Here is a 23,504-nt window from a genome sequence, read left to right as displayed (position 1 = left end):
CGTGATTACCGTGGGCCCAACGCTCAAGCTGCACCAGTGCGGTCTGCCCAAGCTGATGGCTCTGGAACTGTTCAAGCCTTTCATCTTCTCGCGCCTCGAAGCCATGGGCATCGCGACGACGATCAAGGCCGCCAAGAAGGAAGTCGAATCCGGCACCCCCGTGGTGTGGGACATTCTGGAAGAGGTCATTAAAGAGCACCCCGTGATGCTGAACCGTGCGCCTACGCTGCACCGTTTGGGTATCCAGGCCTTTGAGCCCATCCTGATCGAAGGCAAGGCCATCCAGCTGCACCCCCTCGTCTGCGCGGCCTTCAACGCCGACTTCGACGGTGACCAGATGGCTGTCCACGTACCGCTGTCGGTGGAAGCACAAATGGAAGCCCGCACGCTGATGCTGGCCTCCAACAACGTGCTGTTCCCTGCCTCGGGCGAACCCTCCATCGTTCCTTCGCAGGACGTGGTGCTGGGCCTGTACTACGCCACCCGTGACCGTATCAACGGCAAGGGTGAAGGCTTGGTATTTGCCGACACAGGCGAAGTACAACGTGCGTTGGATGCAGGCGAAGTAGAGCTTGCTGCCAAAATCACGGTGCGTATGACCGAGTGGACCAAGGACAAGGAAACTGGCGAATTCGTGCCGTCGACCTCGCTCGTGGAAACCACCGCTGGCCGCGCACTGCTGTCTGAAATTCTTCCTAAGGGCCTGCCGTTCTCCAACATGAACAAGGCATTGAAGAAGAAAGAAATCTCCAAGCTCATCAACGTGTCCTTCCGCAAGTGCGGTTTGAAGGAGACGGTGGTGTTTGCCGACAAGCTGCTGCAAAACGGTTTCCGTCTGGCAACGCGCGCCGGTATCTCGATCGCGATTGATGACATGCTCGTGCCTCCACAGAAGGCCAGCATCATCGAGCGCTCCGAGAAGGAAGTGAAAGAGATCGAACAGCAGTACGTGTCCGGTCTGGTCACCTCTGGCGAGCGCTACAACAAAGTGGTGGACATCTGGGGCAAGGCCGGCGACGAAGTGTCCAAGGTGATGATGGCCCAGCTGTCCAAGCAGAAGGTCATGGACCGCCACGGCAACGAAGTGGACCAGGAGTCCTTCAACTCCATCTACATGATGGCTGACTCCGGTGCCCGCGGCTCCGCCGCCCAGATCCGCCAGGTGGCTGGTATGCGGGGTCTGATGGCCAAGCCTGACGGCTCGATCATTGAAACGCCTATCACCGCGAACTTCCGCGAAGGTCTGAACGTGCTGGAGTACTTCATCTCCACCCACGGTGCCCGAAAGGGTCTGGCCGATACGGCGCTGAAGACCGCCAACTCGGGTTACCTGACCCGCCGTCTGGTGGACGTGACGCAGGATCTGGTCGTGACCGAAGAAGATTGCGGCACCTCCAATGGCTCGCTGATGCGCGCCATTGTTGAAGGCGGCGAAGTGATCGAATCGCTGCGCGACCGTATCCTGGGCCGCACGGCCGCTGAAGACGTGCTGCACCCCGAAAACCGCTCGGTGCTGGTCCAGGCGGGCGTGATGTTCGACGAAGACATCATTGACGGCCTCGAAATCGCTGGCGTGGACGAAGTGAAGGTGCGTACGGCGCTGACCTGCGAAACGCGCTACGGGCTGTGCGCCAAATGCTACGGCCGCGACTTGGGCCGTGGCGGCCTGATCAACCTCGGCGAAGCCGTGGGTGTGATCGCTGCCCAGTCCATTGGCGAACCCGGCACCCAGCTGACCATGCGTACGTTCCACATCGGTGGAGCGGCTTCGCGTGCTGCCATCGCGTCGAGCGTGGAAGCCAAGTCCAACGGCGTGATCGGTTTCAACGCCACGATGCGCTACGTGAGCAATACCAAGGGCGAGCTGGTAGTGATTGCACGTTCGGGTGAAATCATCATCCACGACGAGCATGGCCGCGAGCGTGAGCGCCACAAGGTGCCTTATGGCGCGACGTTGACCGTGAAGGCTGATCAGCAGATTAAGGCCGGCACGATCCTTGCCAACTGGGATCCGCTGACGCGCCCCATCATCACCGAGTTTGCTGGTCAGTCCAAGTTCGAAAATGTCGAAGAAGGCCTGACCGTTGCCAAGCAGGTCGATGAAGTGACGGGCCTGTCCACGCTGGTGGTGATCGACCCCAAGCGCCGCGGCGCTGCGAAGGTCGTTCGTCCGCAAGTGAAGCTGATCGACGCCCAAGGCAACGAAGTGAAGATCCCTGGCACCGACCACTCGGTGACCATCGGCTTCCCCGTGGGTTCGCTGGTGCAAGTGCGGGACGGACAGGACGTAGGCCCTGGCGAAGTGCTGGCCCGTATCCCCATCGAAGGCCAGAAAACCCGCGACATTACCGGCGGTCTGCCCCGTGTGGCCGAGCTGTTCGAAGCCCGTACGCCCAAGGACAAGGGCACTCTGGCCGAGATGACCGGTACCGTCTCGTTCGGCAAGGAAACCAAGGGCAAGGTCCGCTTGCAGATCACTGATCCTGAAGGCCACGTGTTCGAAGAACTCGTGCCCAAGGAAAAGAACATCCTGGTGCACGAAGGCCAGGTGGTGAACAAGGGCGAATCGATTGTGGACGGCCCTGCCGATCCGCAAGACATCCTGCGTTTGCTGGGTATCGAAGAACTGTCGCGCTACATCGTGGATGAAGTGCAGGACGTGTACCGCTTGCAGGGCGTGAAGATCAACGACAAGCACATCGAGGTGATCGTTCGCCAGATGCTGCGCCGTGTCGTGGTCGAGAACGTCGGCGAGTCGAATTACATCGGTGGCGAACAGGTCGAGCGTTCTGAGATTCTCAACACGAACGATGCGTTGCAGTCCGAAGGCAAGATCCCTGCGACCTACAGCAACTTGCTGCTGGGTATCACGAAGGCATCGCTGTCGACCGACTCGTTCATCTCGGCCGCTTCCTTCCAGGAAACCACCCGCGTGCTCACCGAGGCTGCCATCATGGGCAAGCGCGACGAGCTGCGTGGCCTGAAGGAGAACGTGATCGTGGGCCGCCTGATCCCTGCCGGTACCGGCATGGCGTACCACCAGGCACGCAAGGCCAAGGACGCGATGGACGACGCCGAGCGCCGCGCCATTGCTGAATCCGAAGCGGCCGAAATGGAAGCCCAGGGCGATGCGACCGAAGTGGTGAGCAGCGCAACGGCCTCCGACGCCGCAGCTGACTAAGCCTCCGGGCGGTCACTGACACGCTCCCGCCCTGTCCTTTGGCAGGTCGGGAGCGTTTTTTATGGAACACGGATTTCTCGTATTTAATTTTCGGGTCGGACCGCGCCACACCGGGGCGGACGGCAACAGTGCATGTGGTCATCGCCCCTTTTCTGGATGGTATTTGCCATCGTGTCCTTTTGGGCCCTCGGGGCCTACAACCGCCTGATGCGTTTGCGCTCGGCCGTGGCACAGGCATTTGGCAGTTTTGACGCCCACATGGTGCGGCTTGTGGCATTGCTGGGTGAGTTCAGCGCAGCACACGCGGTGCAGCGCGCTCACCTCGTGGATGGCCCGGACCAGGAGATGGCAGCGCTGCAAGGGGCCACCGCCCAGTTGAGCGCGTGTCTCGCGGTCGTGCGCGCACGCCCATTGGCCGGTGATGCGGTGGCTGCTTTGACCGCGGCGCACGTGGCGCTGCAAGCGGCGTGGCACAGTGCTGCGTGCAGAGAGCAAGATGCTGACGATGTCGTAGCGCTACCCCCTGCGTCGATGCCTGCGGTGTGGCTCGTGCGGTGGGAGGAGCACATGCTCCAAAACGATCAAGCAGCGGGCGTCTTCAACGACGCGGTTGCGCAATACAACGCCGCCATCACACAATTTCCGGCCAGTCTTCTGGCCTGTGTGTTTGGCTTCAAAGCGGCCCGTGGGCTGTAGCCCGCTTTTAGGATCACGATGAGTCAACCTCCTGCAGGCGCCCCCAAGTCCGCCTTTCCCCGCCCACGCGCTGCGGACAGCAGCGCCCGACCTGCGCGTGCGCCGGTGGTAGGCAACAGTCCTCACACTGGTGGAAAGCCTGGCAGTGCCCAGCCCGTTGCGCTGTGGCAACAACTTCTGGGCGTGGCGAGCGCATTGCAGGCCGTGCGCGCGGGGCAGTCGGGCACGGCGGCGCTGGCTGCTGTCGACACTGCGGTTCGCCCTGGCGTCCAGGCACTGCTATTTCAGGTGCTTCGACAAGCCGGACGCGCTGAAGCGCTGCGGCGCTGTCTGGTCGAGCGCAATCCACCGCCTGCGGCCGATGCGCTGTTGTGCACCGCGTTGGCGCTGTGCTGGAACCCGGACGATTCGCCGTACGAGCCGTTCACGCTGGTGAACCAGGCCGTCGAAGCGGCCAAGCGAAACGCTGCCACCCGCAAGCAGGCCTCGTTCATCAACGGCTGCCTGCGTCGGTTCTTGCGCGAGCGCGACGCATTGGTAACCAGCACTGACAACGAGCCGTTGGCGCGCTGGAACCATCCGTTGTGGTGGATCGAGCGCTTGCGCAAAGACCATCCGCAAGACTGGGAGCAGATCCTTCGCGCCAACAATACCCACGCGCCCATGACGTTGCGGGTAAATAAGCAAAAATGCACTCTAGCGCATTACCAGCAAGCGCTAGCAGCTATCAATTTTGAGTATGACGTTGTGGGAGAGTCTGGTGTGGTGATGCACCAGGCCGTGCCTGTGACCACGCTGCCGGGTTTTTCGCAGGGCTGGGTGTCTGTGCAGGATGCAGCCGCGCAGATGGCTGCACCTCTGCTGCTTCAGGGGCTGGACCTGGCGCAACCCCTGCGGGTACTGGACGCTTGCGCCGCGCCGGGGGGCAAAACGGCCCACTTGCTGGAAATGGCCGGCCCGGATTCGCCGATGGAGGTGACTGCGCTCGAGATAGATTCCACACGCAGCGCACGCATCGGTGAAACCTTACAGCGGCTGGGCTTGAGCGCGCAGGTGCTCGTTGCCGACGCTGCTCGCCCGCAGGACTGGTGGCAGCAGCACTGCGGCGGGGCGCTGTTTGACGCCATCTTGCTGGATGCGCCCTGTACTGCATCGGGCATCGTCAGGCGGCATCCTGATGTGCGCTGGCTGCGCCGCGAGACAGACATAGCGCAACTGGCTGCGTTACAAGCGAAGCTGCTGGCGGCGTTGTGGCCGCTGGTGCGCCCGGGTGGCCGCCTGCTGTACTGCACCTGTTCTGTGTTCCGCACGGAGGGGGGTGCTCAGGTCCAAACGTTTCTTGCGCACAACAAAGATGCGCAATTGCTGCCGTCGCCCGGTCATTTAATTCCCGGCAATACGGACAGGGACAGGCCTGTCCCGGACAATCTGTCAGGTGATCACGACGGATTTTTTTACGCACTGTTGCAAAAATCGACGCAATGAGCTCTTTGGAGCCCGTTGGTCGGTAGTTTGTGCGTGGCTTTTGCTCTGGGCATGCTCCATGTTGGTGCCAGTGGCATCGGCCGCCGAAGCCGTCAGCGCAGAGGTCAGCGAGCTGAGACTGGAGCGCACAGAAGACGGCTTGTACCTGGGCACCTCCATGCAGTTTGTGCTGCCCGAGCTTGCGGAAGACGCCTTGTACAAGGGCATTCCGATGTTCTTTGTGGCCGAAGCGCAGGTGCTGCGCGACCGTTGGTATTGGTCTGACCGTCAAGTAGCAGAAACAACTCGCTATCTGCGGTTAAGTTACCAACCCCTGACGCGCCGCTGGCGGTTGAACATTTCATCCGTACCCATCACCAACAGCGGTCTGGGTGTGACTTTGGGGCAAAACTTTGATGAATATGCGGATGCATTAGCTGCAATTCAGCGTATTTCTCGGTGGAAGATTGCTGATAGTAGTGTGATCGAGGGAGATTCGGTGCACATGGTCAACTTCCGGTTCCGGCTGGACATGTCGCAGCTTCCGCGCCCCTTCCAGATCGGTGCTGTGGGGCGTTCGGGCTGGAGTCTGCTCGTGTCCCGCAGCCAGCGTCTGCCTGCAGAGTCCGCCAAGTGAATCCCAACCCCTCACCAACCCCGCCACCGGCAGCCTCTGCGACAGCCCATGCGGCGGCGCGGCAGTCGCGTGCCGTGCGCTGGGCGGTGGGCGTAGGGGCTGCCATCATGTCGGCCATCGGCATGGTCCTGCTGTTCTTGCTCACGCTGGCCACCAACAACCGCGCACTGTACGAGCGCAACTATGCCTGGCTCTTTGGCGTGAACGTGTTGGTGGCGTTACTGTTGCTAGGGGTACTGGTGTGGGTAGCTGTGCGCCTTGGCATGCGCTTGCGCAAAGGCCGGTTTGGCAGCCGCTTGCTTGTCAAGCTCGCTGCCATCTTCGGGTTGGTAGGGTTGTTGCCGGGGCTGTTGATTTATGTGGTGTCCTATCAGTTCGTCACGCGGTCGATTGAAAGCTGGTTCGACGTGAAGGTCGAGGGCGCCTTGTCTGCGGGCGTGAGCCTCGCCCGTGTGTCGCTCGACTCGCTGGCCGCCGACATGGCCGCTAAGACCCGCAACGCCAGCGCCAGCTTGGCCCAGGTGCCCGACGCGGCGGCCGGGCTGGTGCTAGAGCGCATTCGTGACCAGCTGGGTGCTACCGACGTCGTGCTGTGGAACGCCGCCGGGCAAGCTGTGGCCAGTGCAGGCCAGTCGCGCTTCAACCTGAACCCTGACAAGCCAGGCGTGCCCTTGTTGCGTACCGTCCGGCAGCAGCGCGCCACGGCGCAAATTGAGGGGTTGGACGATATCTCGGACCCCGCCGCTGCACAGAATGCCCGCGTGAAAGTGCTCGCGCTGGTCAGCAGCGCCAGTGTCGGCCTACTGGTAGAGCCACGCTATCTGCAGGCCACGCTGCCATTGCCTACTGCATTGGTGGCCAACGCCATTGCCGTGCAGGAAGCCAATCGGGAGTATCAGGAGCGCGCCCTCGCCCGTGGAGGGCTGCGCCGCATGTACATTGGCACGCTCACGCTCAGCCTGTTCCTTGCCGTGTTCGGCGCAGTGCTGCTGGCGGTGCTGCTGGGCAACCAGCTCGCCCGGCCCTTGCTCGTGCTGGCAGAAGGGGTGCGCGAGGTGGCCGCGGGCAACCTGAGTCCTAAAGCCGCCCTACAGGGCAAGGATGAAATAGGGGGGTTGACGCGGTCTTTTGCACTCATGACGCAGCAACTCTCTGACGCGAGGCAGGCGGTGGAGCAAAGCATGGGGGCGGTAGACGCCGCGCGCGCCAACCTCCAGACCATTTTGGACAACCTGACCGCAGGGGTCATCGTGCTGGATGCGCACGGCATCATCCGATCTTCCAACCCCGGCGCCACCCGCATCTTGCGCGCGCCCCTGGCGGCATATGAGGGGCGGCCCCTGGCCGAAGCGCCAGGACTGGCCGAGTTTGCTGCGTCCGTGCAGCGTCAATTCGACGCGTTTCTGGGTGACCACGAACGCCATGGCCTGGACCATTGGCAGCAACCCTTTGAGCTGCATGCCTCTTCGGGCGGGGCAGGGCAACACGCCACCAGCCTCGTTGCGCGAGGCGCCGAACTCCCCGATTCATCCCGGCTGTTGGTTTTTGACGACATTTCTGAAATCGTTTCTGCACAGCGCGCACAGGCCTGGGGCGAGGTCGCGCGCCGCCTTGCCCACGAAATCAAGAACCCGCTCACCCCCATCCAGCTGTCTGCCGAGCGGCTCGAAATGAAGCTCACCGGCAAACTGCCAGGCCCTGAGCAAGCCATCCTCGCCAAGTCCGTCAAAACCATCGTCGACCAGGTCGATGCCATGAAGCGACTGGTCAACGAGTTCCGTGACTATGCACGCCTGCCCGCCGCCGAATTGCACGCGCTGGACCTCAACGCTTTGGTGGCCGACGTGCTGCATTTGTACGGCGAAGAAAACGCGACTGTCCCTGTAGAAACCGAGCTGGACCCGCGTTGCCCCTCGATAGCGGGCGACGCGCAGCAACTGCGCCAGGTGGTTCATAACCTTCTGCAAAACGCGCAAGACGCCACCGAACAGGCGCGCGCAGGCACAGCAGGAGCACTCCCCCCCGTGCGCATCAGCACCCGCTGGAGCGAGTCATCGCGCCGCGTCCGCCTGACTGTCTCGGACAGCGGCACCGGGTTTCCCCCGCACATCCTGCAGCGTGCGTTTGAACCGTATGTCACCACCAAACCGCGGGGCACCGGACTCGGCCTGGCGGTAGTCAAAAAGATCGCCGACGAGCATGGCGCACGCATTGACCTGTCCAACCGAACAGAAGACGGCGTGGTGCGCGGGGCCCAAGTGTCGTTATCATTCGCCCCTGAACCAGCGGTGGCGGCATAACAACACCGCCCCAGTACCCCCAAGGCGCTTCAATACACATGGCAAACATTCTGGTGGTCGACGATGAGCTCGGCATACGTGATCTGCTGTCGGAAATCCTGAACGACGAAGGTCACAGCGTGGACCTTGCAGAGAACGCGACCCAAGCGCGTGCGGCCCGGGCAGGCAATACCTACGACTTGGTGCTCCTGGACATCTGGATGCCAGACACCGACGGGGTGTCGCTGCTCAAAGAGTGGGCGACGGCGGGCGTGCTGACCATGCCCGTGATCATGATGAGTGGCCACGCCACCATCGACACGGCGGTAGAGGCCACCCGCATCGGGGCTTTTTCGTTCCTCGAAAAACCCATCACCCTGCAAAAGCTCCTCAAGGCCGTGGAGCAGGGCCTGGCCCGCAATACCGCGCACCAGTCAGCGCCTGTGGCCGCTGTTCAGGCGCCTGCCCAAGCCGCTGCCGACCCCACCTTTTCGCAGCTGCCCGTCGTCTCAGCCGTGCTGGCTGGTGTAGACGCCGGCCCCCATGCCCACCAGGGGTTCGATCTGGACCGCCCCTTGCGTGAGGCGCGCGACGGTTTCGAAAAGGCCTATTTCGAATTCCACCTTGCCCGCGAAGGCGGCTCCATGACCCGCGTCGCCGAGAAGACCGGGCTGGAGCGCACCCACTTGTACCGCAAGCTGCGCCAGCTGGGTGTCGATCTGGGTCGCGGCAAGCGCAACTAATTTCTGCGGTGCACTGCCAAAAGTGCAGATTTTTCTGGTTATAATTTGAGGCTTAGGCCCGGTAGCTCAGTCGGTAGAGCAGAGGATTGAAAATCCTTGTGTCGGTGGTTCGATTCCGCCCCAGGCCACCAAATAGATTGCTTTGCAAATCAACAGGTTTGTGAAGTAATTGCAAAACAAGCGACCCCTCATAAGGTCGCTTTTTTGTTTTCTGTCGCAGTTTCTGGCATTGGCGTCGGAAATGCGCTGGGTGGACGGATGTCTGCCTTGAATCCTCCCATCGTTCGCCATTTGACCCCATGCCTCTTCTGAAGGACACCACCCTCGGTATCGACTTTGGTACCTCCAATTCCGCCATGTCGGTGCGCCAAGGCGCTGGGCGGGCGCGGATGATTGCGTTGGAAGGGGATGCTCACACGCTCCCCACCGCCCTGTTTTTCAACACCGAAGACCAGCGCACGCATTTTGGGCGGGACGCGGTGGGGCAGTATCTGGCAGGCACCGAGGGGCGGCTGATGCGGTCGCTCAAGAGCCTTCTGGGCAGCGCGCTGCTGCAAGACAAGACCGCTGTGCACAACAAGCTGGTGAGCTACCAGGACATCATCAGCCTGTTCCTGCGCATGCTGGCTCAGAAGGCCCGCGACGAGCTGGGTGGGATGCCGGGGCGGGTGGTGATGGGCCGGCCGGTGCATTTTGTTGACGGAGACACCGACCGCGACCAGCAAGCTGAAGATGCTTTGCGCCAGGCTGCTGTGGACGCAGGGTTTGAGAACATATCGTTCCAGCTGGAGCCCATCGCGGCCGCGCTGGACTACGAGCAGCGCATAGAGCGCGAGTCGTTGGTGCTGGTGGTCGATATTGGCGGGGGCACATCGGACTTCACGGTGGTGCGCCTGGGGCCGCAGCGCATGGATTGTGCTGATCGCAGTGGCGATGTACTCGCCACCACGGGCGTGCATGTGGGTGGCACGGATTTTGACCGCCGCCTGAGCCTGGACCTGTTGATGCCGCTGCTGGGTTTTCGTCACACCGGACCGTCCGGGCGCGAGGTGCCCAGCCGGGTGTTCTTTGACCTCTCGACCTGGCACCTGATCCAGTGGCTCTACTCGCCGCGCGCGCTGCGTGACGCGCAGAACCTGCGCACGGACTATGCCGACGCGCGGCTTCACATGCGGCTGATGCGGGTGCTGAACGAACGCCTGGGGCACCGCATGGCCAACACGGTCGAGCAGGCCAAGATTGCTGCGTCGCTGGGAGATGCGGATGCGCCCATGGCGCTCGACTGGATCGAGGCGGGGCTCGATGCCGCGGTAACGCCCGAGGGGCTGGCACGGTACCTGTCGCAGCCTCTGGAGCAGGTGGTGGCGTGCGCGCAGGAGTGTCTGCAGCAGGCGGGGTTGTCGGCGCAGGGGCTGCAAGCGATTTATCTGACGGGCGGCTCGTCCGCGTTGCGGCCTCTGCGGCACGCACTGAAAGCCGCGTTCCCGGACACCCCTCAATTGGAGGGTGACCTGTTTGGCGGTGTGGCGGCGGGCCTGGCGGTGTCAGGCTGACGCGCGGCTGTACGATGGGAATTAGTTGGAAGTCACTACAAAATATATAGCTGCTAGCGCTTTATGGATGAGCGCTAGAGGCCAATTTGGCTATTATTTTCAGCGGCGATTTGTCAATTTGTCAATTTTTCGGTTGGCCGCTTGGCATCGGCACCGCACTTGTTTGACCCGAAGCCGCCGCAAGCACTCAATCGGCCGCGTCATCCCCGGCGCCGCTTTGGCCGGTGCCGTTGCGCTTCCAGCCCAGCGCCGTGTCGTACAACACGTTGCGCGACGCCCCGGAGATGTCGGCCGCCAGCCGCACAGCCGTTTTCAGGGGCAGCTCCTGCAGCAGCAGGCGTAGCACACGCAGGCTCTCGCTGTCGTCGGCTGCCACGGGCACCGGGTGTAGCAGCACCACGAACTCTCCGCGCGAACGTTGGGGCGATCCAGCCAGCCACGCGGTCAGCGCATGGGCGGGCTGGGTAGTGACCTCCTCAAACTGCTTGGTCAGCTCGCGGGCCAGTGTCACCGGGCGTTCGCCCAGCACGGCCAGGGCCTGGGCCAGCTCGCTGATACGGTGGGGGGCTTCCAGCAGCACCACGCAGCGTGGCTCGTTTGCCAGTTGCTGCTGAACCACAGTGGCGCGCTCGGCGTTCTTCACCGGCAGAAATCCCGCAAACACAAAGCAGCCATGTTCGTGGCTGTGCGCCACCGCACCCGCCACACTCAGCGCAGTGGTAATGCTGCTGGCGCCGGGCAGCGGCACAGCGCGCAGGCCCGCAGACTGTACGGCCACCACCAGGCGCGCGCCGGGGTCGCTCACGCCCGGGGTACCTGCGTCGCTTACATAGGCCACGCGCTGGCCTTGTTGCAGGCGCAGCACCACGTTCTCTGCAGCCTCTGCCTCGTTGTGCTGGTGCACGGCGAGCAGTTGTGATGCCGATTTGTCGATGCCGTACGCACGTAACATTGATTGCGTGTGGCGCGTGTCCTCGCAGGCTACGGTGTCGGCCATCTGCAGCACATGCAGCGCTCGCAGCGTGATGTCGGCCAGATTGCCGATCGGCGTGGCCACCACGTACAGGGCGCCCTGCGGATAATGTTGGAGAGCCGCCGCTTCGCGCGCGGCATCAAGGGCTGAAGCGAAAGATGCGCTCAATGAAATTCCTTGGAAAGAGAAAACCGCCGATCCCTGTGCCAGACGCGGGCACCGCCAGCGCCACCACCACGCGCCAGCGCGGCAACGTGGCAGAAGACCAGGCCCTGGCACATTTACAGGCGGCAGGGCTGAAGCTGGCGGTGCGCAATTATCGGACGCCCGGGCGCGGCGGTGGAGAGATTGACCTGGTGATGCATGACCGGGACGGCACGCTGGTGTTTGTGGAGGTGCGCAGCCGCGCCAGCAGTGCATTTGGCGGCGCTGGGGGCAGCATCAGTCAGACCAAGCAGCAACGCATCATCTTTGCCGCGCGACACTACCTGCTGCGCCTGCCGTCACCGCCACCGTGCCGGTTTGACGTGGTGCTGGTGGAGGATTCGGTGCAATGGCTCAAAGCGGCGTTTGACGCGCAGTAGGGCGGGCAAGGGCTCCTAAATCAATGCTGGCCGCTACGGTTTGCTACAAAAGCTGTAACACCCCGCGGGTATCATCGGCCCCTATGCTTGAGCAACGCATCCAACAGCATTTCATCGACAGCGCCGACCTGAAGTACCAGGCCGCGCAAGCCCTGAGCCATCCCATCGTCGCTGCCGTGCAGGCGGTTCTGGCCTGCGTCACTAGCGGCGGCAAGGTGCTGGCCTGTGGCAATGGCCCTTCGGCCGCCGAGGCGCAGCAATTTGCCGCGTTCTGCGTGGCAGGCTTCGAGCGTGACCGGCCCGAGCTGGCCGCGCTGGCCCTGACATCGGACAGCACTTTGCTCACCGCAGCTGCCGGAACACATGACGCGGCGCAGCAGTTTGCCCGCCAGGTGCGCGCGCTGGGCCAGGCTGGCGATGTGCTGCTGGCCCTATCGGTGACCGGCAATGACGCCAACCTGCTGGCCGCCGCCGAAGCCGCCCACGAGCGCGACATGACGGTGGTGGTGCTGACAGGCCGCAATGGTGGCAAGCTGGCTGCCATGCTGCGTGAAACCGATGTGTTGATCAGCGTGCCGCACGACCGCGCAGCGCGCGTGCGTGAAGTCCACGCTCTGGTCCTGCATTGCCTGAGCGATGGCGTAGACGCCCAGTTACTTGGTGAACAGGAGAATCCGCTATGACGCAAACCATGACCCCTACCCGCCCCGCATCCCGTTTTCACCCGCTGCATCGCACCGTCTGCACAGTGCTGGCAGTCTCCGCACTGGCTGCGGGCCTGTCCGCCTGCGCTCCGCTGATCATTGGTGGGGCCGTGGTGGGCGGTGTCATGGCGGTGGACCGCCGCACTGCGGGCACGCAGGTGGAGGACGAAGGCATTGAGCTGCGGTCCGCCAATCGCATCCGCGAAACGCTGGGAGATCGTGTCCATGTCAACGTCACCAGCTACAACCGTCAGGTGCTGCTGACTGGCGAAGCCCGCTCTGCGCAAGACCGCCAGACCGTCGAGCAGATCGTGTCTGGCGTGGAGAACGTGCGCTCGGTCGTCAATGACCTGGCCGTGTTGCCCAACACCACGCTCAGCCAGCGCTCCAACGACACGTTCATCACCGGCAAAGTGCGCGCAAGCCTGGTGGATGCCAAGGACATTTCGGCCAATTCCTTCAAGGTGGTGACGGAACGCAACATCGTCTACCTGATGGGGCGCGTGTCCCAGCGTGAAGCCAACCGTGCCACTGACGTTGCGCGCGGCGTGACCGGCGTGAGCAAGGTCGTGCGCGTGTTCGAGATCGTGTCGGAAGAAGAGCTGCGCCGCATCGCGCCGCAACCTGCGCCCGTTACCACGGATAACACCAAGCCCGCCGGAGGCTGAGGGCGGCCACCTCTACACCACCAGCGGCCTAAAAGTCCCGGGCCGCGCTGTGTAGGCGGGGAATTTCTTTATTGGATCTCGGCATCGCGCGCCACGGCACAAAACTGGCGCAGCACCAGCGAGCGCGGCCGTGGAACCGGCTCTGCCGGGCCACTGGGTGCGGCCCCCTTTGGGGCAAGGCGCCTCAGGCGACTCAGGGGGCTATTTCAACCGTTTGATCAGGCTCGACGTGTCCCAGCGGCTGCCACCCATCTGTTGCACATCCGCATAGAACTGGTCCACCAGCGCGGTGACCGGCACGCGCGAACCATTGCGCTTGGCTTCGTCCAGCACCAAGCCCAGGTCCTTGCGCATCCAGTCCACCGCAAACCCGAAGTCAAACTTGCTGTCCACCATGGTCTTGCCGCGGTTGTCCATCTGCCAGCTTTGCGCGGCACCCTTGCCAATGACATCCAGCACCTGTTTCATGTCCAGCCCGGCGTTCTGGCCAAACGCAACAGCCTCCGAAAGGCCCTGCACCAGCCCGGCAATGCAGATCTGGTTGACCATCTTGGCCAGCTGGCCCGAGCCACTGTCGCCCAAAAGCGTGAACGCGCGCGAGAACGCCATGGCCACGGGCTGCGCCGCCTCGAAGGCTGCGGCGTCGCCGCCGCACATCACTGTCAGCAAACCGTTTTGCGCACCGGCCTGGCCGCCCGAAACGGGCGCGTCCACAAACTGCAGGCCCAGGGCCTGGGCGGCGGCATACAGCTCGCGAGCCACTTCGGCCGATGCCGTGGTGTGGTCCACAAAAATCGCGCCGGGCTTCATGCCCGCAAAAGCGCCATCGGCCCCCAGCGTGACAGAGCGCAGGTCATCGTCATTGCCGACGCAGCAGAACACCAGCTCCGCCCCAGCCACCGCTTCGCGCGGTGTTTGAGCATGTTTTGGGGCTTTGGCGCTTGCGTACTCTTCGCACCATGCTATCGATTTTGCAGTGGTGCGGTTGTACACCGTGACCTCATGGCCTGCCAGTGCCAAGTGGCCCGCCATGGGGTAACCCATCACGCCCAGGCCCAAAAAGGCGACCTTGCGCGAAGGGGTTGCATCGTAGGTGCGAGGATTGGTGCTTGGCATGGATTGGTTCTCACATAAAAGCTGCCACGGGGGCAGCGTTTGAAACTGGGGCCTAGGCCAGCGGACGCCGTGGAACTGGCTTTGCCAGTCCACTGGCGTCGTCCCCCTTCCCGCTCGTAGCGCGAGAGAAGGGGGAAGCGGCGTAGCCGCTCAGGGGGGGGGTTACACGATTGCGAAATGCTCGGTGCCCTGCGCCAGATCCGGGGACTTGGCGCGCTGGCTGTTGAGCTTGATCTGCAGGCGCAGGTCGTTGAGCGAGTCGGCATTGCGCAGCGCGTCTTCGTAGCTGATCACGTTGGCTTCGTAAGCGTCGAACAGCGCCTGGTCAAAGGTCTGCATGCCCAGGTTGCGGCTCTTCTTCATGATCTCCTTGATCTCGGAGACGTCGCCCTTGAAGATGAGGTCCGAGATCAATGGGGTGTTGAGCATGATCTCGACCGCTGCAGCGCGGCCCTTGCCGTCCTGCTTGGGGATCAGGCGCTGCGACACCATGGCGCGCAGGTTGAGCGACAGGTCCATCAGCAGCTGGGCTCGGCGCTCTTCAGGGAAGAAGTTGATGATCCGGTCCAGCGCCTGGTTGGCGCTGTTGGCGTGCAGGGTGGCCAGGCACAAGTGGCCGGTTTCCGCAAAGGCCACCGCGTGTTCCATGGTTTCGCGGTCGCGGATTTCGCCCATCAAAATCACGTCAGGCGCCTGGCGCAGCGTGTTCTTCAGGGCCGCTTCCCAGCTGTCGGTATCGAGGCCCACTTCGCGCTGCGTCACCACACAGTTCTTGTGCGGGTGCACAAATTCCACGGGGTCTTCCACGGTGATGATGTGGCCGAACGAGTTCTCGTTGCGCCAGTCCACCATGGCGGCCAGTGTGGTCGACTTGCCCGAGCCCGTAGCACCCACCAGGATGCACAGGCCACGCTTGGCCATCGTCACTTCCTTGAGCACCTGGGGCACACCCAGGCCGTCAATGGTGGGCAATGTGAGCGGAATGGTCCGCATCACCATGCCGACCCGGCCTTGCTGGATGAAAGCGTTGACCCGGAAGCGGCCGATGCCTGCGGGCGAGATGGCGAAGTTGCACTCTTTGGTGCGTTCGAAGTCTGCCACCTGTTTGTCGCTCATCACGGCGCGGGCCAGGGTAAGCGTGTGGTTGGGTGTCAGCGGCTGGGGCGACACCTTGGTGACCTTGCCGTCTACCTTGATGGCGGGCGGAAACTCGGCCGTGATGAACAAGTCGCTGCCGTTGCGGCTCACCATCAGCTTGAGCAGGTCATTGATGAATTTACTGGCCTGATCGCGTTCCATCAGAAATTCTCCCGGGGGTGTTTGTCTGTCCGACGGTCATTGACGTAGGGGCGACGCATCATTTCTGGTTGTCGCTCAGTCGGGCGCTCACCACGCGCAGGCGCAGCGACAGCTTGCGGGCCAGCAGTGCAATCAGGCTGGCGGCCAGTTGCGGGTCCTTGGTCATCATGTCATCCATGGCTTCGGCACTGAGCACTGCAATCTCGCAGTCTGTCAGTGTGGTGCAGGCCGAAAAGCGGATGCCGCTGTCCAGCAGCGACATTTCACCCAGGATGTCGCCGGGCCGCGTTTCAGCCAGGCGCAATTGCTCGCCCCAGGGCTGCACGCGGTCCACCGCAATGGTGCCGGTGAGCAGCACCACCATGAAGTTGCCATATTCGTCTTGCCGAATCACATCGCGGTTGGATGGGATGGCCGCAAATTCAAAAAAGCGCTCCATGCGTTCGACGGCGTCCTTGTCCAGGTGTGCCATGTACTTGTCTTTGGCCCACAGCCCCTGCAGCAACTTGCCGCCACGGCTGGTGGGCAGGCGCTTGGCGCCCACTTCGACAGCGCGGGCCTCCCAGGGGACCAGCATCGAATCGTCTACGCCCTGGCCGGCAAATGCGGTGGAGAACAGCACGGAATCCGTGTGATCGTCCGCAGGCTTGCCGCCACGGGTCTTCATTTTCAGAAGGCCAAGAATGCCTTTCATAAATCGCTCCGGTATGCGGCCCATCGGTGGCCGCAAAATTCTGTAGGGTGTGTGCGTGCGCGGCTCAGCCTGGGAAGTTTTCTGGAATCTTGGCCTTGCCGCGTGCCTCTGCGGGGCTGATGATGTTGCGCCGCACCAGATCAGTCAGGTTCTGGTCCAGTGTCTGCATGCCCACGCTGTTGCTGGTCTGGATGGTGGAATACATCTGCGCCACCTTGGCCTCGCGGATCAGGTTGCGGATGGCGCTGGTGCCTAGCATGATCTCGTGCGCCGCCACGCGGCCCGAGCCATCCTTGGTTTTGCACAGTGTTTGCGAGATCACCGCCTGCAGCGACTCGGACAGCATAGAGCGGACCATTTCCTTTTCTTCGGCCGGGAACACATCAATGATCCGGTCGATGGTTTTGGCGGCACTGGACGTGTGCAGTGTGCCAAACACCAAGTGGCCCGTTTCCGCAGCCGTCATGGCTAGGCGAATCGTTTCCAGGTCGCGCATTTCGCCCACCAGGATGGCGTCCGGATCTTCGCGCAGCGCCGATTTGAGCGCAGCCGCGAACGACAGGGTCATCGGCCCTACTTCGCGCTGGTTGATCAGGCACTTCTTGGATTCGTGCACGAATTCGATCGGGTCTTCCACCGTGAGGATGTGGCCGTATTCGGTTTCGTTCAGGAAGTTGACCATGGCGGCCAGCGTGGTGGACTTTCCCGAGCCCGTGGGGCCCGTCACCAGTACCAGACCACGCGGCTTCAAGGCCAGGTCGCCAAAAATCTTGGGAGCGTTCAGCTGCTCAAGCGTCAGTATCTTGCTCGGAATGGTCCGGAACACGGCGGCCGCACCGCGGTTCTGGTTGAAGGCGTTGACGCGGAAACGGGCCAAGCCTTCGATTTCAAACGAGAAGTCGACTTCCAGAAACTCTTCATACGTCTTGCGCTGCGAGTCGCTCATGATGTCGTACACCATGGCGTGCACCGTCTTGTGGTCCAGCGCATCCACGTTGATGCGCCGCACATCCCCGTGTACCCGGATCATCGGCGGCAGACCTGCCGAAAGGTGCAAGTCGGATGCCTTGTTCTTGACGCTGAACGCGAGCAGTTGGGTAATGTCCACGGAATCCCTCTATCGTTTGATACGCTTCAAACATTATGACCACGATTGCTAACAACCTCCAACAGGTTCTCGGCAGGATTGCGCAAGCGTGTACCGCCGCTGGACGCAGCCCTGCCGACGTTGCCTTGCTTGCGGTTTCCAAGACCTTTGGTGCCGACGCCGTGATGGAGGCCGTTACCGCGGGCCAGCGCGCCTTTGGCGAGAACTACATCCAGGAGGGCGTGGACAAGATCGTCGCCCTGCGCGCATCGCTGCCAGTGTCCATGCCGGGAGTGACGCTGCAATGGCACTGCATCGGCCCTGTGCAGAGCAACAAAACGCGGCCGGTGGCAGAGCATTTTGACTGGGTGCACACCGTGGACCGGCTCAAGATCGCCGAGCGCCTGTCGGACCAGCGTCCAGACCACCTGCCGCCCTTGCAGATATGTATTCAGGTGAATGTGGATGGGGGTGCCACCAAGTCGGGCGTGCCACCGGCAGAGGCCTTGGGCCTGCTGCGCGCTGTGGCAAAACTGCCACGGCTTCAGGCCCGCGGAATCATGAGTATTCCTGACCATGCTCCTGATTTCGAAGCGCAACTCGCAATCCACACAAGCGCTAGAAGGCTTTTTGACGAGATATCTGCGTTGGGCGAGCCCGGGCTGGAGGGTTTTGACACCCTTTCGGTGGGCATGACGGCCGATCTGGAGGCGGCCATCCAGGCTGGCAGCACCATGGTCCGCGTGGGCACCGGCATCTTCGGCGGCAGAACTTACCCCGCCGCCTGATCCAGCTGCCCCGTCACCCCTGATTCATGCGGGCAGCCTAAAACCCGCCACGCAATCCAGGGCCGCTTTCACATCGGCTTCGCTCACATCCAGATGCGCCACCCAGCGCAGGCGTGTGGCGCCGCCATACAGGCTACTGGTCACGCGCACATTGTTTTGAGCCAGCCAGGCCGTGAAAGCCGGGGCCACATCGGCATGCAAGTCGGTGAACAAGATATTGGTCTGCCACGGCAGCACCGTGATGCGGCCCTGCAGCACGGGGTGGCTGCGGTTGGCTTCGTTCAGGCCCTGCGCCAGCCGGTCGAGGTTGGCGTGGTCATCGGCCAGGCGCTGCACATGGTGCTGCAGCGCATAGTGGCCCGCCGCGGCCAGCACCCCGGCCTGGCGCATGCCCCCGCCCAGAATCTTGCGCGTGCGGCGCGCCTGTCGGATGAAGTCGCGCGATCCCAGCACCAGCGAACCCACGGGCGCGCCCAGGCCCTTGCTCAGGCACAGCGATGCGGAGTCAAAGTGGCTGCACAGCGTACGTGCCTCGTCATACACATCGGTGCCGTTGCGCGCGGCGTTGGCGGTGGCGGCGTTGAACATGCGCGCGCCGTCCAGGTGCATCGCCAGCCCGCGGCTGCGGGCCAGTTGGGCCACTTCGGCGATGTAGGGCGTGGACAGCACCTGGCCGCCCGTGGTGTTCTCCAGCACCACGAGCCGGGTGCGCGCAAAGTGCGGGTCGTCGGGCTTGATGGCGGCGGCGATATCGGCCACACGCAGCGTGCCGTCCGGCTGCGTTTCCACCGGCTGGGGCTGGATGGAGCCCAGCACCGCCATGCCACCCGCCTCCCAGCGGTAGGTGTGCCAGCTCTGGCCCACGATGGCCTCGTCGCCGCGCTGGCAGTGGCCCCACAAAGCGATGAGGTTGGTCTGCGTACCTGACGGGGCAAACAGCGCGGCCTCAAAACCCAGCAACTCGGCCGCATGGTCCTGCAGCGCATTCACCGACGGGTCGTCGGCAAACACGTCGTCGCCCAGCGGGGCTTTGAACATGGCCTCGCGCATGTCGGGCGTGGGCTGGGTGACGGTATCGCTGCGAAAGTCGGGCATGGCGGTCCTGTGGGTAAAAGCAGGATCGTAGCGGCGCGCGCAACGGGCCGGTGCGCGCAGGTCTTTTTTCAAAGCTGCATGCTAAGCTGCCCCGCCTAGCCCGCCCCGCGCCGGGGTGGCGCCCCTGTTTGATGGAGACTTTTCACCATGCCCGGACTGCTGCCCGATATCGACCCCGATGGTTTGCTTGAGTTTTCGGTGGTCTACACCGACCGCGCGCTCAACCACATGTCCAAGCGCTTTACCGGCGTGGTGCAGGACATTCTGGGTACGCTGAAAGAGGTCTACGGCGCCCACACCGCCGTGCTGGTGCCCGGCAGCGGCACCTTTGGCATGGAGGCCGTGGCACGCCAGTTTGCCAACCAGGAAAAGGTACTTATCGTGCGCAACGGCTGGTTCAGCTACCGCTGGACGCAGATTTTTGATGCCGACAAAGGCCTGGGCGGTGGCTCCGTGGTGTGCAAGGCGCGCCAGCAGGGCAGCGGCCCGCAGGCGCCCTGGGCACCATGCCCCGCAGAAGAAGTCGCAGCCACCATCCGCGCCGAAAAGCCCAAGGTGGTATTCGCACCCCATGTGGAGACGGCCAGCGGCATCATTCTGAGTGACGACTACATCCGCACCGTGACCGCTGCGGCCCACGATGTCGGCGCGCTGTTTGTGCTCGACTGCGTGGCCTCGGGCGCAATGTGGGTGGACATGAAGGCAACGGGCGTCGACGTGCTCATCAGCGCGCCGCAAAAGGGCTGGAGCGGATCGCCCTGCTGCGCCATGGTGATGATGAGCGAGCGTGCGCGGCAGGCCATCGACGGCACCACGAGCAGCAGCTTCTCGTGCGACCTCAAGAAATGGATGCAGATCGCCGAGGGCTACGAAAAGGGCCAGCACGCGTACCACACCACCATGCCCACCGACGCGCTGGTGCGCCTGCGCGAGGTGATGGCCGAGACGCGCGCCTACGGCTTTGCCAGGGTGCGCGACGAGCAAATTGAGCTGGGCGCCAAGGTGCGCGCGCTGCTCGAATCACGCGGCTTCCCCAGCGTGGCGGCCGAGGGCTTCAAGGCCCCCGGCGTGGTGGTGAGCTACACCACCGACCCCGGCATCCAGAATGGCAAGAAGTTCATGGAGGTGGGCCTGCAGACCGCTGCGGGTGTGCCTCTGCAGTGCGATGAGGGGCCGGACTTCAAGACCTTCCGCATCGGCCTGTTTGGCCTGGAGAAGTGGCACAACGTGGACCGCACCGTGGGCCATTTGTCGAAGGCGCTGGACCAGATTGCGGCGGCGGCCTGACTGCCTCCAGAGGCGTGAGCGCAGGCGCGCTGTAGCGGTTGTGCGCGAACGGCGATGACCCGCGCTGAGCTCAGCCCCGCGCACCGCGCGCTGCGCCGCGCCAAGCGGCAGGCCCTGGGCCTGTTGCTGCTGGTGACGGCCGTGTTCATCGCCACCAGCGTGGTCGAGCGCGGTTTGCTGCTCAACTGCATCAAGGCTGTTGCCGAGGCCGCCATGGTGGGCGCGCTGGCCGACTGGTTTGCGGTGGTTGCATTGTTCCGCCGACCGCTCGGCTTGCCCATTCCGCACACCGCAGTCATCGCGCGCAACCAGGCGCGCATCGGTCGCAACCTGGCCACGTTTGTGCGCGACAAGTTTCTCGACGTGCCCTCACTCGTGTCCCTGATACGCAGGCACGACCCTGCCGAGCGGTTGGCGCAGTGGCTGACGGCGCCGGGCAACGCCGCGCTGCTGGGTCACCAGGCCACCCGCCTGACATCTGCCGCGCTGGAGACAGTTCAGGACGCGCAGGTGGAGCGCTTCATCCAGAAGGCGGCGCGCGCATTGATCGGGCAGGTGGACATGTCGCGCGCTCTGGCGGCGGTGCTCGATACCCTGACCCACAACGGCCGCCACCAGGCGCTGCTGGACGACGTGCTGGGCAAGCTCATCGAGTTGCTGCAGAACGAGCAGACCCGCGCCTGGGTGGCACAGACCATCGTGGCCTGGCTCAAGAAGGACCACCCGCGCACCGAGAAACTGCTGCCCACGGACTGGCTGGGCGACAAGGGCTCTGCCATGCTGGCCCGCGCGCTAGAGAGCGTGATGGCCGACGTGGCCGCCAATCCGCAGCACGCCTTGCGTGCGCAGTTTGATGCGGTGGTGCAGCGCTTTATCGATCGCCTGAAGAACGACCCCGAGTGGGCGCAAAAGGGCGAAGAGATCCGGACCTATCTGCAGACCGATGCCACAGTGGCCGGCTATGTGCAGACGCTGTGGCTGGACCTGCGCGGCGCGCTGCAGCGTGACCTGGCCGATGCGGACTCGGTGCTGGCGCGGCAGGTGGGCAAGCTCGGGTTGTGGCTGGGCCAGTCGCTGGCGGGGGATGCCGCGCTGCGGCAGTCGCTGAACGACCGGCTGGAGCATTGGGTGCAGGGGCTGGCGCCGGATGTGTCGGCGTTCATTGCGCAGCATATTGAGGACACGGTGCGGCGGTGGGACACCGAGGAGATGACGGATCTGATTGAGGTGAATATTGGGAAGGATCTGCAGTACATCCGCATCAATGGGACGGTGGTGGGTGGGTTGATTGGGCTGGTGCTGTTTGCGGTGTCGCACGCGGGGGAGGTTTGGCGGGCGGTGGTGGGTGGCTGAGTTGGGCGCTACCCGGTCGGGCTGAGCTTGTGGCGTGGTGCGTGCCTTTGTGAAGGGCGCATGCCGGGCGACTCCCGGCCTCCGCCCTGGAACCTGACACGCGGTCCACTTAGCACGCGAGCGCCTCCCTCGCCACATCGGAGGTGAGAAGAACATGGAAACTACAAAAACAATAGCTGCCAGCGCTTGACAGATAAGCGCTAGAGCCCAATTTCGTTCTCAAAACAAACGAAACACCAACGGCATCAACACCGCCGCCAACACCACCTGCAGCCCCAACGCCAACCCCGCATACGCCCCTGCCTCGGCATGCACCTGCAACGCATGCGCCGCCCCGATGCCATGCGACGCGGTGCCCAGCGCAAACCCCCGCAGCGCCATGCCCTCCGCGTCCGTGGGCAAGCGCATCAGCCCAAACAGCCAGCGCGCCGACAGCGCCCCCACCATGCCCGTCAGCGCTGCAAACACCGCCGCCAGGGCAGGCACGCCGCCGATCTGCGCCGCCACGCCCATGGCGACGGGGGCAGTGACGGACTTGGGCGCTAGCGACATCAGCACATCACCCGGCAGGCCCAATGCCCAACCCAGGCCGACGGCGCTGGCCGCAGCCGCACTGCCACCGGCCAGCGAGGCCAGCACCAGCCGGCTCCAGCGCGCGCGCAAGGCCGCGCGGCGCTGCCACAGAGGCCAGCCCAGTGCGACCACGGCAGGGCCCAGCAGAAAGTGGATGAACTGTGCGCCTGCAAAGTACGTGGGATAGGCGGTGCCTGTGGCCAGCATCAGCCCGGCCAACACCACCACCGACAACATGACCGGGTTGGCCCAGGGCGCGTGGCCCGAGCGCACCGACAGCGCCTGCGCCAGCACATACACGGCCAGCGTGGCCGTCAGCCCGAACAGCGGGGCCGACGCCAGGTACACCCACAGTTCAACGAAGTTCGGCATCGTCGCCCGCCTCGGGTTGGGGTTTGGGTTGCCACAGGCGCAGCACCAGCGCCGTCACGGCCATGCCGATCCAGGTGGACAGCACAATCACCGCGATGAGCTGCAGGCCATACGCGCTCAGCAGGGCCAGGTGCGTCATCACGCCGACACCCACGGGCACGAAGAGCAGTGACAGGTGGTTGAGCAAAAAAGTGGCGGCGGGCGCAACGGCCTGCTGCACGGGCGCCCAACGCAGCGCCAGCAGCAGTGCCACCATGCCCACCACAGGCCCCGGCACGGGCAGCGCAAGAAAGTGCGACAACGCCTCGCCAGCCGACTGCATGAGCAGCAGAAAAGCCAGGCCCTGCAGCGGCTTCAT

The 23,504-nt window shown here is 63.6% G+C and carries 21 protein-coding genes and 1 tRNA gene; 14 read left to right on the top strand and 8 right to left on the bottom strand.

Translation table 11 applies throughout. From position 1 onward, the window contains the following. From rpoC to ACK4OE_RS16395, 8 genes are all read left to right on the top strand, one after another. Positions 1-3,181 (top strand): DNA-directed RNA polymerase subunit beta' (gene rpoC, locus ACK4OE_RS16430; protein WP_409886112.1); only part of this gene is annotated, 3,181 nt, incomplete at its 5' end. 132 nt (positions 3,182-3,313) lie between these two features. Further along, complete coding sequence (locus ACK4OE_RS16425; RefSeq protein ID WP_409886110.1) at positions 3,314-3,877, top strand: LemA family protein; 564 nt, start codon at positions 3,314-3,316, stop codon at positions 3,875-3,877. A gap of 18 nt (positions 3,878-3,895) precedes the next feature. Then, on the top strand, positions 3,896-5,362 hold the full coding sequence (gene rsmB, locus ACK4OE_RS16420) for a 16S rRNA (cytosine(967)-C(5))-methyltransferase RsmB (protein WP_409886108.1): 1,467 nt from the start codon (positions 3,896-3,898) through the stop codon (positions 5,360-5,362). Positions 5,363-5,420: 58 nt separating this feature from the next. Then, entirely contained in the window at positions 5,421-5,978 is a 558-nt protein-coding gene (locus ACK4OE_RS16415) for a DUF4390 domain-containing protein (RefSeq protein ID WP_409886106.1), read from the top strand. Positions 5,979-6,052: 74 nt separating this feature from the next. Next, the gene (locus ACK4OE_RS16410; RefSeq protein ID WP_409886114.1) at positions 6,053-8,278 is read left to right on the top strand and encodes an ATP-binding protein; all 2,226 of its coding nucleotides are present in this window, start codon (positions 6,053-6,055) and stop codon (positions 8,276-8,278) included. Positions 8,279-8,316: 38 nt separating this feature from the next. Continuing rightward, on the top strand, positions 8,317-9,000 hold the full coding sequence (locus tag ACK4OE_RS16405; RefSeq protein WP_409886104.1) for a response regulator: 684 nt from the start codon (positions 8,317-8,319) through the stop codon (positions 8,998-9,000). 55 nt (positions 9,001-9,055) lie between these two features. Beyond that, positions 9,056-9,131 (top strand) — tRNA-Phe (locus ACK4OE_RS16400). A gap of 168 nt (positions 9,132-9,299) precedes the next feature. Then, on the top strand, positions 9,300-10,553 hold the full coding sequence (locus ACK4OE_RS16395; protein ID WP_409886102.1) for an Hsp70 family protein: 1,254 nt from the start codon (positions 9,300-9,302) through the stop codon (positions 10,551-10,553). A 187-nt stretch (positions 10,554-10,740) separates the two neighbouring features. Here the strand turns inward: ACK4OE_RS16395 and rsmI are convergent, their stop codons facing one another. Beyond that, complete coding sequence (gene rsmI / locus ACK4OE_RS16390; protein WP_409886100.1) at positions 10,741-11,694, bottom strand: 16S rRNA (cytidine(1402)-2'-O)-methyltransferase; 954 nt, start codon at positions 11,692-11,694, stop codon at positions 10,741-10,743. On the opposite strand from rsmI, the gene ACK4OE_RS16385 reads away from it, so the two are divergent. From ACK4OE_RS16385 to ACK4OE_RS16375, 3 genes are all read left to right on the top strand, one after another. Further along, positions 11,694-12,110, top strand: a complete 417-nt coding sequence (locus tag ACK4OE_RS16385) for a YraN family protein (protein WP_409886098.1) — start codon at positions 11,694-11,696, stop codon at positions 12,108-12,110. The two genes, rsmI and ACK4OE_RS16385, sit on opposite strands and share 1 nt — an antisense overlap. Before the next feature lie 83 nt (positions 12,111-12,193). Then, positions 12,194-12,793: an SIS domain-containing protein gene (locus ACK4OE_RS16380; RefSeq protein WP_409886096.1), complete on the top strand. Its 600-nt coding sequence runs from the start codon at positions 12,194-12,196 to the stop codon at positions 12,791-12,793. A gap of 8 nt (positions 12,794-12,801) precedes the next feature. Beyond that, on the top strand, positions 12,802-13,482 hold the full coding sequence (locus ACK4OE_RS16375; protein WP_409886094.1) for a BON domain-containing protein: 681 nt from the start codon (positions 12,802-12,804) through the stop codon (positions 13,480-13,482). 201 nt (positions 13,483-13,683) lie between these two features. Here the strand turns inward: ACK4OE_RS16375 and ACK4OE_RS16370 are convergent, their stop codons facing one another. The 4 genes from ACK4OE_RS16370 to ACK4OE_RS16355 all read right to left on the bottom strand — a co-directional run bounded on the left by ACK4OE_RS16370 (position 13,684) and on the right by ACK4OE_RS16355 (position 17,699). Beyond that, entirely contained in the window at positions 13,684-14,598 is a 915-nt protein-coding gene (locus ACK4OE_RS16370; protein WP_409886092.1) for an NAD(P)-dependent oxidoreductase, read from the bottom strand. A gap of 162 nt (positions 14,599-14,760) precedes the next feature. After that, a complete protein-coding gene (locus ACK4OE_RS16365; RefSeq protein WP_409785277.1) occupies positions 14,761-15,897 on the bottom strand; it encodes a PilT/PilU family type 4a pilus ATPase in 1,137 nt (378 codons plus the stop codon). Between the two features lie 58 nt (positions 15,898-15,955). Then, complete coding sequence (locus ACK4OE_RS16360; protein WP_409886090.1) at positions 15,956-16,591, bottom strand: Crp/Fnr family transcriptional regulator; 636 nt, start codon at positions 16,589-16,591, stop codon at positions 15,956-15,958. Positions 16,592-16,655: 64 nt separating this feature from the next. Beyond that, the gene (locus ACK4OE_RS16355) at positions 16,656-17,699 is read right to left on the bottom strand and encodes a type IV pilus twitching motility protein PilT (RefSeq protein WP_409886088.1); all 1,044 of its coding nucleotides are present in this window, start codon (positions 17,697-17,699) and stop codon (positions 16,656-16,658) included. A 35-nt stretch (positions 17,700-17,734) separates the two neighbouring features. On the opposite strand from ACK4OE_RS16355, the gene ACK4OE_RS16350 reads away from it, so the two are divergent. Further along, complete coding sequence (locus tag ACK4OE_RS16350) at positions 17,735-18,466, top strand: YggS family pyridoxal phosphate-dependent enzyme (protein ID WP_409886086.1); 732 nt, start codon at positions 17,735-17,737, stop codon at positions 18,464-18,466. Positions 18,467-18,490: 24 nt separating this feature from the next. Here the strand turns inward: ACK4OE_RS16350 and ltaE are convergent, their stop codons facing one another. Beyond that, entirely contained in the window at positions 18,491-19,561 is a 1,071-nt protein-coding gene (gene ltaE / locus ACK4OE_RS16345; protein WP_409886084.1) for a low-specificity L-threonine aldolase, read from the bottom strand. Positions 19,562-19,708: 147 nt separating this feature from the next. Here ltaE and ACK4OE_RS16340 point away from each other — a divergent pair, with 147 nt between their 5' ends. Both ACK4OE_RS16340 and ACK4OE_RS16335 read left to right on the top strand, forming a co-directional pair. Beyond that, entirely contained in the window at positions 19,709-20,848 is a 1,140-nt protein-coding gene (locus tag ACK4OE_RS16340) for an aminotransferase class V-fold PLP-dependent enzyme (RefSeq protein ID WP_409886082.1), read from the top strand. 54 nt (positions 20,849-20,902) lie between these two features. Beyond that, positions 20,903-22,201, top strand: coding sequence for a DUF445 domain-containing protein (locus tag ACK4OE_RS16335; protein ID WP_409886080.1), 1,299 nt, complete (start codon positions 20,903-20,905; stop codon positions 22,199-22,201). A gap of 219 nt (positions 22,202-22,420) precedes the next feature. On the opposite strand, the gene ACK4OE_RS16330 is transcribed toward ACK4OE_RS16335, so the two are convergent. Beyond that, the gene (locus ACK4OE_RS16330; RefSeq protein WP_409886078.1) at positions 22,421-23,146 is read right to left on the bottom strand and encodes an LrgB family protein; all 726 of its coding nucleotides are present in this window, start codon (positions 23,144-23,146) and stop codon (positions 22,421-22,423) included. After that, a complete protein-coding gene (locus ACK4OE_RS16325) occupies positions 23,130-23,504 on the bottom strand; it encodes a CidA/LrgA family protein (protein WP_409886076.1) in 375 nt (124 codons plus the stop codon). Before ACK4OE_RS16325 ends, ACK4OE_RS16330 begins: the two co-directional genes overlap by 17 nt.

The organism is Acidovorax sp. (assembly GCF_046314175.1).
Lineage (GTDB): Bacteria > Pseudomonadota > Gammaproteobacteria > Burkholderiales > Burkholderiaceae_C > Acidovorax.
The sequence above is the reverse complement of the archived record's forward strand: the minus strand, read 5'-3'. Positions and strand labels throughout refer to the sequence as shown.

Excerpts from the sequence above, each read along its gene's own strand:
- ACK4OE_RS16425 (WP_409886110.1), top strand. The coding sequence starts at position 3,314 with ATGTGGTCATCGCCCCTTTTCTGGATGGTATTTGCCATCGTGTCCTTT.
- rsmB (WP_409886108.1), top strand. The coding sequence starts at position 3,896 with ATGAGTCAACCTCCTGCAGGCGCCCCCAAGTCCGCCTTTCCCCGCCCA.
- ACK4OE_RS16415 (WP_409886106.1), top strand. The coding sequence starts at position 5,421 with ATGTTGGTGCCAGTGGCATCGGCCGCCGAAGCCGTCAGCGCAGAGGTC.
- ACK4OE_RS16405 (WP_409886104.1), top strand. The coding sequence starts at position 8,317 with ATGGCAAACATTCTGGTGGTCGACGATGAGCTCGGCATACGTGATCTG.
- ACK4OE_RS16395 (WP_409886102.1), top strand. The coding sequence starts at position 9,300 with ATGCCTCTTCTGAAGGACACCACCCTCGGTATCGACTTTGGTACCTCC.
- ACK4OE_RS16385 (WP_409886098.1), top strand. The coding sequence starts at position 11,694 with ATGAAATTCCTTGGAAAGAGAAAACCGCCGATCCCTGTGCCAGACGCG.
- ACK4OE_RS16380 (WP_409886096.1), top strand. The coding sequence starts at position 12,194 with ATGCTTGAGCAACGCATCCAACAGCATTTCATCGACAGCGCCGACCTG.
- ACK4OE_RS16375 (WP_409886094.1), top strand. The coding sequence starts at position 12,802 with ATGACCCCTACCCGCCCCGCATCCCGTTTTCACCCGCTGCATCGCACC.
- ACK4OE_RS16370 (WP_409886092.1), bottom strand. The coding sequence starts at position 14,598 with ATGCCAAGCACCAATCCTCGCACCTACGATGCAACCCCTTCGCGCAAG.
- ACK4OE_RS16365 (WP_409785277.1), bottom strand. The coding sequence starts at position 15,897 with ATGGAACGCGATCAGGCCAGTAAATTCATCAATGACCTGCTCAAGCTG.
- ACK4OE_RS16360 (WP_409886090.1), bottom strand. The coding sequence starts at position 16,591 with ATGAAAGGCATTCTTGGCCTTCTGAAAATGAAGACCCGTGGCGGCAAG.
- ACK4OE_RS16350 (WP_409886086.1), top strand. The coding sequence starts at position 17,735 with ATGACCACGATTGCTAACAACCTCCAACAGGTTCTCGGCAGGATTGCG.
- ltaE (WP_409886084.1), bottom strand. The coding sequence starts at position 19,561 with ATGCCCGACTTTCGCAGCGATACCGTCACCCAGCCCACGCCCGACATG.
- ACK4OE_RS16340 (WP_409886082.1), top strand. The coding sequence starts at position 19,709 with ATGCCCGGACTGCTGCCCGATATCGACCCCGATGGTTTGCTTGAGTTT.
- ACK4OE_RS16335 (WP_409886080.1), top strand. The coding sequence starts at position 20,903 with ATGACCCGCGCTGAGCTCAGCCCCGCGCACCGCGCGCTGCGCCGCGCC.
- ACK4OE_RS16330 (WP_409886078.1), bottom strand. The coding sequence starts at position 23,146 with ATGCCGAACTTCGTTGAACTGTGGGTGTACCTGGCGTCGGCCCCGCTG.
- ACK4OE_RS16325 (WP_409886076.1), bottom strand. The coding sequence starts at position 23,504 with ATGAAGCCGCTGCAGGGCCTGGCTTTTCTGCTGCTCATGCAGTCGGCT.